Annotated in this window: 13 protein-coding genes and 1 pseudogene; 10 read left to right on the forward strand and 4 right to left on the reverse strand. The window is 68.4% G+C overall.

Annotation, left to right across the window (positions count from 1 at the left end; genetic code table 11):
- Positions 1–311: 311 nt before the first annotated feature.
- The 8 genes from rpmH to WBL05_RS11955 all read left to right on the forward strand — a co-directional run bounded on the left by rpmH (position 312) and on the right by WBL05_RS11955 (position 5,559).
- Positions 312–449 carry a 50S ribosomal protein L34 gene (gene rpmH / locus WBL05_RS11920; protein WP_424226186.1) on the forward strand — a complete coding sequence of 46 codons (138 nt, stop codon included), beginning with the start codon at positions 312–314 and terminating at the stop codon, positions 447–449.
- Positions 450–452: 3 nt separating this feature from the next.
- Complete coding sequence (rnpA, locus tag WBL05_RS11925; RefSeq protein WP_424226188.1) at positions 453–815, forward strand: ribonuclease P protein component; 363 nt, start codon at positions 453–455, stop codon at positions 813–815.
- Positions 812–1,132: a membrane protein insertion efficiency factor YidD gene (gene yidD, locus WBL05_RS11930; protein ID WP_424226189.1), complete on the forward strand. Its 321-nt coding sequence runs from the start codon at positions 812–814 to the stop codon at positions 1,130–1,132. Before rnpA ends, yidD begins: the two co-directional genes overlap by 4 nt.
- A gap of 5 nt (positions 1,133–1,137) precedes the next feature.
- Positions 1,138–2,217, forward strand: coding sequence for a membrane protein insertase YidC (gene yidC / locus WBL05_RS11935; protein ID WP_424226205.1), 1,080 nt, complete (start codon positions 1,138–1,140; stop codon positions 2,215–2,217).
- Between the two features lie 52 nt (positions 2,218–2,269).
- Complete coding sequence (locus WBL05_RS11940) at positions 2,270–2,791, forward strand: protein jag (RefSeq protein ID WP_424226190.1); 522 nt, start codon at positions 2,270–2,272, stop codon at positions 2,789–2,791.
- 3 nt (positions 2,792–2,794) lie between these two features.
- Positions 2,795–3,427, forward strand: coding sequence for a 16S rRNA (guanine(527)-N(7))-methyltransferase RsmG (gene rsmG / locus WBL05_RS11945; RefSeq protein ID WP_424226192.1), 633 nt, complete (start codon positions 2,795–2,797; stop codon positions 3,425–3,427).
- A 348-nt stretch (positions 3,428–3,775) separates the two neighbouring features.
- Positions 3,776–4,660 carry a ParA family protein gene (locus WBL05_RS11950; RefSeq protein WP_424226194.1) on the forward strand — a complete coding sequence of 295 codons (885 nt, stop codon included), beginning with the start codon at positions 3,776–3,778 and terminating at the stop codon, positions 4,658–4,660.
- The gene (locus WBL05_RS11955; protein WP_424226196.1) at positions 4,657–5,559 is read left to right on the forward strand and encodes a ParB/RepB/Spo0J family partition protein; all 903 of its coding nucleotides are present in this window, start codon (positions 4,657–4,659) and stop codon (positions 5,557–5,559) included. The genes WBL05_RS11950 and WBL05_RS11955 overlap by 4 nt, the downstream gene beginning before the upstream one ends.
- Before the next feature lie 38 nt (positions 5,560–5,597).
- On the opposite strand, the gene trxA is transcribed toward WBL05_RS11955, so the two are convergent.
- The 3 genes from trxA to WBL05_RS11970 all read right to left on the reverse strand — a co-directional run bounded on the left by trxA (position 5,598) and on the right by WBL05_RS11970 (position 8,642).
- Positions 5,598–5,924, reverse strand: coding sequence for a thioredoxin (gene trxA / locus WBL05_RS11960; protein WP_424226198.1), 327 nt, complete (start codon positions 5,922–5,924; stop codon positions 5,598–5,600).
- 72 nt (positions 5,925–5,996) lie between these two features.
- Positions 5,997–7,061, reverse strand: coding sequence for a thioredoxin-disulfide reductase (gene trxB / locus WBL05_RS11965; RefSeq protein WP_424226200.1), 1,065 nt, complete (start codon positions 7,059–7,061; stop codon positions 5,997–5,999).
- Between the two features lie 855 nt (positions 7,062–7,916).
- Positions 7,917–8,642 carry a histidine phosphatase family protein gene (locus tag WBL05_RS11970; RefSeq protein WP_424226202.1) on the reverse strand — a complete coding sequence of 242 codons (726 nt, stop codon included), beginning with the start codon at positions 8,640–8,642 and terminating at the stop codon, positions 7,917–7,919.
- A 106-nt stretch (positions 8,643–8,748) separates the two neighbouring features.
- On the opposite strand from WBL05_RS11970, the gene WBL05_RS11975 reads away from it, so the two are divergent.
- Entirely contained in the window at positions 8,749–9,255 is a 507-nt protein-coding gene (locus tag WBL05_RS11975; RefSeq protein ID WP_424226203.1) for an FAD-dependent oxidoreductase, read from the forward strand.
- Positions 9,203–10,504, forward strand: coding sequence for a glycerol-3-phosphate dehydrogenase/oxidase (locus WBL05_RS11980; protein WP_424226206.1), 1,302 nt, complete (start codon positions 9,203–9,205; stop codon positions 10,502–10,504). Before WBL05_RS11975 ends, WBL05_RS11980 begins: the two co-directional genes overlap by 53 nt.
- Here the strand turns inward: WBL05_RS11980 and WBL05_RS11985 are convergent.
- A pseudogene (locus tag WBL05_RS11985) lies at positions 10,494–11,180 on the reverse strand (hypothetical protein); the annotation flags it as partial. The gene WBL05_RS11980 and the pseudogene WBL05_RS11985 sit on opposite strands and share 11 nt — an antisense overlap.

The raw sequence follows: 11,180 nt of genomic DNA on the forward strand, positions 1-11,180 counted from the left end.
CTTCTCCTTCTTGGTTGCTTTCGGCCAGGCCTTAACCTGCGACTGCAACACCGCTCGTCGCTGGGTCATGGTGAGCTCCATCCATCATGGTTCCACCCAGGCGGGCATCCTTGGATGAGGCAACGACTCCGCCCACGCGGGCATTCAGCATGAGTCAACTCGCGCTTTTGCCGATGGCTGCACGGTGGCGTAATATTGGTGCGCCGTTGCCAGACCAGTCAAGACGCAGGCGGATCAGCCGCGTGGTGGCCGGGCGGGGCCCACGATCTGCTTCGACCGAAGCATGCAAGAACAACCGACGGAGACTTCCCTTGAGCAAGCGTACTTTCCAGCCGAGCAACCGCCGGCGCTCCCGCACCCACGGCTTCCGCTCGCGCATGAGTACTCGTGCGGGCCGCGCCATCATCTCTGCCCGTCGCCGCAAGGGCCGCTCCGAGCTCTCGGCCTGAGTGATGCTGCCCGCTCCGTTCCGGATGCGCTCGTCGAGGCAGTTCGAGGCGACGGTTCGGGACGGCTCGCGCGCCGGGCGTCCAACTGTGGTGGTGCACGCCAGCCGGTCGCCAGCCACCCGGCCGGACGCCGATCGGGTGCAGGTCGGCTTCGTGGTGTCCAGGAAGGTGGGCAATGCGGTGACCCGGAACCGGGTCAAGCGTCGGTTGCGGCACTTGGCAGCAGCACAACTCGCGCAGACCCCCGGCGGGGTCTGCGTTGTCGTCCGGGCCCTGCCGGCGGCGGCCACCGAACCCGGTCGCGTGCCCGATGACGTGGCCGCAGCCTGGCAGGCCAGCCTCGCCCGGTTGGGGGTGGGACGTTGAAGTACCCACTGATCGGTTTCGTCCTGCTCTGGCGAAAGTTCATCTCGCCGATCTACGGCGACGTCTGCAAGTACTACCCAAGCTGCTCGGCCTACGGGCTGGAGGCGTTGCGAATCCACGGCGCCCTGCGCGGGTCGTGGCTGATCGTGCGCCGGCTCGGACGCTGCCACCCCTGGGCCCACGGCGGGTTCGACCCGGTGCCCGGATCGCGATTCGAGGCCGAGATGGCCGCCCACCCCGACAAGTTCGGGGTCCCAGATTCATCAAGCGGTCGGTCGTCCCGGCCGGAAGGCTTCAACAGTGAGGTGACGACCTGATGGACATGGATCCGATGGTGATCCTGAATATCTGGACCGAACTCGGGAAGATCGGCAGCGCGATCATGCAGCCGCTCTACTGGGCGGTGTCCGGGATCATCGTGCTATGGCACAGCGTGTTCTCGCCGTTGTTCGGCGTCGACTCCGGCCTGACCTGGACGCTGTCGATCATCGGCCTGACGGTGATCATCCGCGGCCTGATGATGCCGCTGTACGCCAAGCAGCTCAACTCATCGCGGGCGATGCAGGCGCTGCAGCCCAAGATCCAGGAGCTGCAGTCGAAGTACGGCGCTGACCGCGAGCGGCTCGGCCAGGAAACCATGAAGCTGTACCAGGAGGAGGGCGTCAGCCCGACTGCGAGCTGCGTTCCCCTGCTGATCCAGCTCCCGATCTTCTGGGCGCTGTTCAACGTGCTGAACGGTGCCGCGCGCGGGATCGCCCGCGGGAAGTGGTTCGTCGACAACCCGCAGCTGGTCGACTCGCTGAGCAACGCCACCATCTTCGGTGCCGAGCTGTCTGGCACCTTCCTGCCGATCACCGACGGCTTCGGCGCCACCCAGGTGCTGACCCTGATCCTGGTCATCGCGATGACCTTGCTGCTGTTCTTCCAGCAGCTGCACATGATGCGCCGCAACATGCCGCCGTCGGCGTTCGAGGGCCCGATGGGCCAGCAGCAGAAGATGATGCTGTACCTGATGCCGGCGATGTACATCTTCATCGGCCCCAACATCCCGGTCGGCGTGCTGATCTACTGGATGATCAGCAACCTGTGGACGCTGGCGCAGCAGTACATCATCATCCGCAACTACCCCACCCCCGGCACTCCCGCCTACATCGAGTGGGAGGAGCGGATGATCGCCAAGGGCAAGGACCCCAAGGCCATCGAGCGGGCACGTGCCGACAAGGCGCGCAAGCGGCCCCGCAGCGCCGGCCCGGCCACCCGGACGGCGACCGAGGGACCAGCGAAGGTCACCCGGCAGACCGTGAACCGCGACACCGTCCGCAAGGATGGCGACGCCAGGCAGGTCGTCCAGCGCCAGCAGGTGCAGCGCAGCAGCCGGGCCGCCCGCAAGAAGAAGAGTTAACGCCGCACGCCGACTTTGGGCGCGGCTGTGCGCGTCCAGACCAGGAGACACCATGGATACCGAACAACGCGTTGCCGAAGCCGAGCCAGAGCCTGTGGCCGGCGAGGAGCCGACCAACGTCGACCCGCTGGACAACGAGGGCGACATCGCCGCCGACTACCTCGAGGAACTGCTGGAGATCGCCGATCTCGACGGTGACATCGACATCTACACCGAGGCCGACCGCGCCCACGTGTCGATCGTCACCGACAGTGAAGTGCTGGTCGGACGGGGCGGGGAGGTGCTGGATGCCCTGCAGGAACTGGCCCGGCTGGCCGTGATGACCGAGACCGGACGCCGCAGCCGGCTGATGCTGGACGTGGCCGGGTACCGGGAGAAGCGGAAGGTCGAGCTGCAGGGCCTGGCCACCGAGGCCATCGTCGAGGTGCAGCAGACCGGCGAACCGGTGCGGCTGGCCCCGATGAACCCGTTCGAGCGCAAGATCGTGCACGACATCGCAGCCTCGGCCGGGCTGGCCAGCGAGTCCGAGGGTGTCGAGCCGAATCGTCGGGTGGTCATCAGCAAGGCGGAGTGAGCCGTGCACCCGGCCGCCAACGCTGTCTTCGGCGACCAGGCCGACTCGGCTGCTCGCTACGTCCAGATCTTGACGACCGACGGCATCGAGCGGGGCCTGCTCGGGCCACGGGAGGCCGAGCGGATCTGGGAACGGCACATCCTCAACAGCGCCGCCCTGGCGCGCCTGCCGGCGCAGGGAGCGCGGGTGCTGGACGTCGGCAGTGGAGCCGGCCTGCCGGGCATCCCGCTTGCGCTAACCCGGCCCGACCTGACGGTGGTGCTGCTGGAACCGCTGCTGCGGCGCAGCGACTTCCTTGCCGAAGTGGTGGACGCACTCGACCTGGGTGGTCGGGTGTCGGTGCTACGGGGACGGGCCGAAGAGCTGGACGAACGGTTCGAAGTGGTGACCGCCCGCGCGGTGGCGCCGCTGGGCAAGCTGGTCGGCTGGACTCATCACTTGTTCGCAGCGACCGGTGAACTGCTCGCGATGAAGGGGGCATCGGCCGGGCAGGAGCTTGTGGATGCCGCAGCGCTGCTGCGCAGGTACCGGCTGGGGGCGGAGGTCCTCGAGGTGAGAGCCTCCCCCGATCTGGAGCCGACCCACGTCGTCCGGGTTGCCACCGTTTCGCGTGAAACGCCCCCCAGCAGGCGATGATGAGCTCGCGATGCGGGGCTCACTGTTCTGCTGTTCGGCAAGCCCCGCGCCTGCGGTGACGCGTCCCCCGGCAACTCTCCTCAATGCCATCCGAGCCCCTGCGCGGGCGGTGACACGTCCGCCACGCCAGCAAGTCCGATCAAAGCCGGCCCGGGCCTGCGCCACCGTTGAGTCCGATCACCACTCACGGCCGGTAGCCGACGAAACGCCCGGACGCGTGCCCGGGACCGTCACCTGCGTCTAGTAGCCTCACTTCACGGTGCCTTGAGCGAGGCGCCGAGTGACCGCTGGCGCCGGGACGGCGGGTACTGGCTGCCCGGTCCGGACCCTTGATGGAGGAAAGCAACGATGGTGGCTGTGGCAACGAACCCCGTTTCACGTGAAACGGTCGAGCTGGGCTCACCACTGCCGCCGCCGCTGGCCACCCGGACCATCGTGGTGGCCAACCAGAAGGGCGGGGTCGGCAAGACCACCACCGCGGTCAACATCGCGTCGGCGCTGGCGCGGGGCGGACTGCGCGTCCTGCTGATGGATCTCGACCCGCAGGGCAACGCGTCCACCGCCCTGGGCATCGAGCACCGCACCGGGGTGCCGGGCAGCTACGAGGTGCTGCTGCAGCAGACCCCCATCGCCGAGGTCGCCCAGCGGTCCCCGGAGGCCGAGAACCTCTTCGTCGTCCCCGCCACCATCGACCTGGCTGCGGCCGAGATCGAACTGGTCCCCCAGGTGGCACGTGAGCAGCGGTTGAAGAAGTCGGTCCGCAGGTTCCTGGACGCCGAACCGGTCGACTACGTGATCTTCGACTGCCCGCCTTCGCTGGGCCTGCTGACCCTGAACGCGCTGGTGGCGGCGTCGGAGATCCTGATCCCGATCCAGTGCGAGTACTACGCGCTGGAGGGGGTGACCCAGTTGATGCGGACGATCCAGCTGGTGCGGGAGGAACTGAATCCCGACCTGGAGCTGAGCACCGTGCTGCTGACGATGTTCGATGCGCGCACCAAGCTGTCGTCCCAGGTCGGCGAGGAGGTACGCAACCACTTCCCCGAGCAGACCCTGCTGACGCTGATCCCCCGTTCGGTGCGGCTGAGCGAGGCACCCAGCTACGGCACCACCGTGCTGGGGTACGACCCGCGGTCGGTGGGGGCCAAGGCGTACCTCAAGGCGGCCAGCGAGATCGCCCGCCGCGGTGCCGGCCTGGACGGGTACTCGGCCAGGCGAGGGAGGTCGGCATGAGCGGCGCTCGGCCGGGCGGTCTGGGGCGCGGGCTCGGCGAACTCTTCCAGCGCACTGACGTCGACGACCAGCCGGGCACCCACCGATCGTCGGCACCGATGCCGGACGGCTCGTACTTCGCCGAGATCCCGGTCGACGAGATCTCCCCGAACCCGCAGCAACCCCGGCAGAACTTCGACGGGGACGAGTTGGCCGAGCTGGCCGAGTCGATCGGCGAGGTTGGCCTGCTGCAACCCATCGTGGTTCGAAAGCAGGACGCCGGCTACCAGTTGGTGATGGGCGAGCGGCGTTGGCGGGCCCATCAGTTGGCCGGGTTGAAAGACATCCCGGCGATCGTCCGGGTGACCGAGGACGCCAACCTGCTCCGCGACGCGCTGCTGGAGAACCTGCACCGGACCCAGCTCAACCCCTTGGAGGAGGCAGCCGCCTACCAGCAGATGCTGGACGACTTCGGCTGCACCAAGGAGGAGTTGGCCTCCCGGGTGAAGAAGTCGCGGCCGCACATCTCGAACACATTGCGGCTGCTTGGTCTGCCGACCGGGGTGCAGCGCCGGGTCGCGGCCGGGGTGCTGTCGGCCGGGCACGCCCGGGCGATCCTGGTGCTGACCGAGCCGGACGCCCAGGAGCGGCTGGCCCAGCGGATCGTCGCCGAGGGCATGTCGGTGCGGGCGGCCGAGGAGGCCGCCGCGTTGGCGTCAGACGAGCCGGCCGGGGGCAGTGTGCCGCGGCTGCGCAGCGTGCGGGAGGTGCCGGAGCACGTGCAGGCGTACGCGTCCGGGCTGGCCGATCGGCTGGACACCCGGGTGCAGGTCAGCCTCGGCGCGCGCAAGGGCAAGCTCACCATCGAGTTCGCCGACGCCGACGACCTGGACCGCATCATGCAGGTGCTTGGACGCTGAGGCTGGCCATTCCCCGGCCCAACCGCACCGTTGGATGATCAGCCCTCGAGGACACCCTCGATTGCCTTGATCAGGCCGGCCTTGGTCTTGCCGCCCTGAATCGATTGGACGACCTCGCCCTTGACGAAGAACTGCAACGTGGGCAGCGCCATGACGCCTTGGCGCATCGGGACGTCCGGGTTGGTGTTGGTGTCGAGCTTCGCGAAGACCATCCGGTCGCCGTAGGTCTTGGACAGTTCCTCAACGATCGGCGATAGCTGCCGGCACGGGCCGCACCAGTCGGCCCAGTAGTCGACCAGCACCGGCTTGTCGGCCTGGAGCACATCGGATGCGAAGCTGGCGTCGGTGACGTCGATGACGGCCATTGAAGGGTGTCCTCTCCTCGGGTTACGTCGTGACATCGTAGCCGTTGGGACCGACAGGAATTGCCTCGGCGGTCAGGCCAGTGCCTTGGCCGCGGTCTGGACGTCACCGAGGGTGACCAGGTAGCGCTCGGCGTCCAGTGCGGCCTTACAGCCTGTCCCCGCAGCAGTCACGGCCTGCCGGTAGACGTGGTCGACCAGGTCACCGCAGGCGAACACGCCGGGGAGGTTCGTCCGCGTGGAGTCACCCTCGACCAGCACGTAGCCGGCGTCGTCCAGATGCACCTGGCCAGCGACCAGCTCCGACCGCGGGTCGTGCCCGATGGCCTCGAACAGGCCCTCGATCTCCATGGTGCTGAGCTCGCCAGTCCGGGTGTCCCGCAGGGTGAGCGCCTCGAGGTTCCCGTCGCCGGACATGTCGACGACTTCGGCGTTCCACATCGGGGTGATCTTCGGGTCGGCGAGGACCCGGTCGGCCATGATCTTGGACGCGCGCAACTGGTCGCGGCGGTGAATCAGCGTTACCTCGTCGGCGAACCGGGTGAGGAAGGTGGCCTCCTCGGCCGCCGAGTCACCACCGCCGACGACGGCAATCTTCTTGTCCTTGAAGAAGAAGCCGTCGCAGGTCGCGCACCAGCTGACGCCCTTGCCGGAGAACTTGTCCTCGGCCGGAATGCCGAGCCGGCGGTACCTGGAACCCATGGCCAGAATCACCGTCCGGGCCGCGTACCGGTTGCCGTCGGAGTCCTCCACGTACTTGATCTGGCCCTCGAGCTCCACCTTGACCGCGTCGTCCTGGATCAGCTCGGCACCGAACCGCTCGGCCTGGGCGCGCATGGCGGCCATCAGGTCGGGGCCCATGATGCCGTCGGGGAAGCCTGGGAAGTTCTCCACGTCGGTGGTCGTCATCAGCGCGCCACCCGAGTCGATCGAGCCCTCCAGCACCAGCGGGTTGAGGCCGTCCCGGGCGGAGTAGATCGCTGCAGTGTAGCCCGCCGGGCCGCTGCCGATGATGATCACGTCGCGCACTTCGGTAGGCTCTTGGGGCTGGTCTGCCGGAACCGGGGCCTGCACATCCTCGGTGGCGCCGAGCTGGATACCGGTGCTCAGCCCGCTGACTGCGAACGGGTTGGACGTCATCTGATCTCCCTCTTTCGACCTGAGACTCGACCATCATCGTTGGTCAGTACTCAAGAACAACCGTTGGGCACACGGTATTCCACGACAGGCCGCGGCGCGAAGCGCGTCGACTGTTCTATAGCTATGTCTAGCGGTAAGCGAAGAGACTGCCATACTTCGCTACCACGGCCGCGCTGCACGTTGGCCAACACACCCGCTCCTCGCCTGCCGGTCCACCGGTTTCCCAGTCCTTGACGGCCAGCTTGCAAGGGGGCGCTGGGGTGATCGACCAGATGCCCGGGGCAGAATTCGGAGAACCGCACGCCAGAAGTCGTGTACAACGATTCAACGGCCCAGAATCGCAATCCAGGGTGCGATTATCCGAATCCCGGCCCCGGGTGGCGGAGGCTCGAACCGTCTCTCACCGAGTTTCCTCATCGTGGCTCTGGCTAAAGGAGGTCGAGCGCAATATGTGGGTATCTCTCGCAGACGCTAGAAAGGCTAGAAACGTGAGTCCGGGTCCCGGGTGCACCACGCGGAGGAGCATGCAGCGTGAACTCCTGACCGCTCTCTCGAAGTGTGGGGAGGAGCCCGTTGCAGCGGCGGTGGTGGTGGTCTGGGTGGCGCCCACGGCGGAGGAGGCCGAGCGGAGGAGGGCACGGAGTCGGACAACCGGTCGAGAGCCCTATGTGGAGCTCTATGGAATCCGCTAGATACGACCAGGACCCGACATTCGGGGGCCCACGAGGCCCAGGGAGATCTGGCACTCTCAATACTGCCCGACCGTTGGGTGACGGGCGCCGATCTCTGCGGCATGCGATCGCCAGGGCAATCTAGCTGAAGTCCGATACAGCACTATAGAGCGGAAGCAGACCGCTAGCCGGTCAGCAGCCCGGGGGTCAGGTGGACATAGTTGTTGTGCCAGTGCAGCACCCGCTCCAGTTCGCCACCCTGGTGGTCAATCTCGGTCACCGGAACCGGCTGCTCGAAGTCGATCAGGGTGGTGGCGGTGTTCCGCAGGCTCAGCCACGGCTCCGCGACCCCGTCACGGGCGCGAAAACCCAATGCCGCCCGCACCAGGTGCTGGCTGATCCACTCGTGGCAGACCAAACCGATCAGGATCTCCTGGCCCAGGTACAGCCGCTTCAGTCCCTCGATCACTCGGGCTCCACGTTGGGCGCGCTCCCGGTCATCCTCGCCGTCACCGCGGTACCAGCCGGTCTCGTCCACCCCGACCGGTAGCTGCAGCCGCGGGGTGATCCCGACCAGCTCGCTGGCGGACGCTCCCGGCGCCGGGATCGGTTGCTGGGGCGTCCCGACGTAGGGGCCGCCGCACTCGTACGCCTCGAGGTGGCCCAGCACCGGCAGATCCAGGGCGTCCGCGATCACGGCCGAGGTCTGTACCGCCCGCCACATCAGCGAGCTGTACAGCACCTGGGGGGCCGGCTGCAGTCCGCTGAGCATGGCCTGGGCCAGCTGCCCGGCCTGTTCCTCGCCGGTCGAGGTGAGCCGCGGGTCGGGGGAGCGTCCCTCATACGAGCCGGTCAAGGCGTGCAACCGGTTGTTCTCGGACTCGCCGTGACGGATGATCAGCAACTTCACCCGGCCATCCTGTCATGGTGCAGACTGGCCTCGAGCGGCTCGCTCACCGCCCGCCGATTCGGGCAATGTAGTTAGTGGCACTGCCAACAGCCATGACGAGGTGGACATGGGCAACCGGCTTAACCAGGAGCAGCGTCGGCGCGACTTGACGACCCTCGCCAGCGATGACTTCGACATCGTGGTGATCGGGGGCGGGGTAACCGGTGCCGGGGTGGCGCTGGACGCCGCGTCCCGGGGTCTGCGGACGGCCGTGGTCGAGGCCCAGGACTGGGGCTCGGGCGCCTCCAGCCGCTCCACCAGGTTGGTGATGGGTGGCCTGCGCTACCTGTACCTGCTGGACATCGGGCTGGTCGCCGACTCCATCCGGGAACGCGGTCGACTGGTCAGCCATCTCGCCCCCCATCTGGTCAAGCCCCAGGCATTCCTGTGGCCGCTGCCCGACCGGTGCTCCGAACGCTGGAAGGCGGCCGCTGCCATCAACACCTACGATGCTCACCGGCACCATCGGCAAGCAGGCCCTGCCCCAGCACCGGCTGCTGGACCGGGTCGAGGCGCTCCGGCTGAGCCCCGACCTTCGTCCCGGTGCCTTCGGCACCGCGGTGGAATTCCATGACGCCCGGGTGGACGACGCCCGGTTGGTGATCACCCTGGTGCGCACCGCCGCCGGGTACGGTGCCTGCGCACTCAGCCGGGCGGAGGTGGTGCGGATGACCCGGGCCGAGGACGGCCCGGTGACCGGTGTGGTCGTCCGCGACCTGGAGAGCGGCAACGAGCTGCAGGTCCGAACCCGCGGGGTGATCATCGCCACCGGCGTCTGGACCGAGCAGACCCAGGCGCTGGCCCAGGCCCGGTCGGGGCTGCGCGTGGTGGCGTCCAAGGGCACCCACCTGGTGGTACCGAAGGACCGGATCGAATCGCAGACCGGCCTGTTCACCCGCACCCGGGACTCGGCTGTAACGGTCGTCCCGACCCCCAACCACTGGGTGATCGGGGCCACCGACACCGCATGGCACGAGCCGCTGGTGCACCCGGTGCCCACCCGGGCCGACGTCGAGCGACTGCTCCGGGACGTCAACGGCATCCTGGCCCGGCCGCTGGGCACCAGGGACGTCGTCACAAGTTACGCCGGGCTGCGTCCCCTGGTCAGGAGCCGACGCGGTCACGAGGCCGGCACTACCCGCATCAGCCGCGAGTACGGCATAGCGCAGGCCGCCCCCGGCATCGTCTCGGTGACCGGCGGCAAGCTCACCACCTACCGGCTGATGGCCGCCGATGCGGTCGACTTCCTGATCGGACGCCAGCATGCCGCCCGGCGCCCGTCGGTCACCGAGTCCACACCGCTACTGGGCGCCCGGGGTTGGGCGGCGATGTCGAACCAGGCCGAGCGGATCGGCAGCACCTACGGCTGGACGCCGGCCCGGGTGCAGCAGCTGCTCGACAGGTACGGCAGCGAACTGCCCGAACTGCTCGAGATGATCGACGAAGACCTCACGCTCGCGGCACCTGTGCAGGCCGCTCCCCAGTACCTGCGGGTCGAGGTCGCCCGGGCGTGCCTGGCGGAGGGTGCGATGCACCTGGAGGACATCGTGGCCCACCGGCTGCGGCTCAGTGACGAGTTGGCCGACCGCGGCGCGGGGGCGGTGGACGAGGTGCTCGCCATCGCCGGCCCACTGCTGGGTTGGGACGCCGCCCGGGCGGCTCGGGAGAAGCAGAACTACCTGGCCCGGGCGGAGGCCCAGGCGGCGTCCGCGCAGGAACGCAACGACCGGGACGCGGTGGCCCGCCGGCTGCAGGCACCCGACATCGTCCCGTCCACCCTGGAGTCGAACCGCAGGAGCCGCCCCCGGCAGGTCACCGATTGATGTAGGCCTCGGCGATCCCCGAGCGGAACAGCCCGGAGCCCACCGGCGGCAGCTCGGTGAAGTACACCATCACCCAGCGGGTGGTGACCGGCTCGTCGGGGGTGAGGGTCACCTGCAGGCCTGCTGCCGGGTCGGAGGCGACCACCTGCCACTCGTTGACGGTGTTCATCGGCGGCAGTGCGGAGGCCGGGTCGGCCTCGGTCGGGATCATCAACTGCAGGCCGTTCGGCTGGTTGTCCAGGATCAGCGACACGTTGGCGACCGTGGCCTCCCGGCCGAGGTCGAAGACCATGCCGGCGCCCGGCTTCAGGCCGCCGAAGGCCGGGTTGTTCAGGTAGGTCAGCGTGCGCCACACGGTGGACGGGTCGCCGTCGGCCGCCAGTTGCGCCTGGTCGGAGTTCTCGTTCTGGTCGCCGCCGTCGGCGACCGGGTCGAAGTCGAACGCCGACGCGATCTCCACCGGTTCGATCACAACCGAGGCGTCCTCAGCTGGGCCGGTGGCACCGTCGGTCTGGTCTCCGCAGGCCCTGATCTGCAGCACCAGCAACGAGACGACCACGAAGCCGATCAGCAGCCAGATGCCGCGCCTGCCGAGCGTGCTGCCGCCCGACCGGCCCGGTCGCTGCGGGGGTGGGGCGGCCACCGGACGCGCCCGCTCGCTGGTGCTGGTCTGGGC

It is taken from the genome of Brooklawnia sp., assembly GCF_049651565.1.
In the GTDB taxonomy this organism is placed as follows: domain Bacteria; phylum Actinomycetota; class Actinomycetes; order Propionibacteriales; family Propionibacteriaceae; genus Brooklawnia.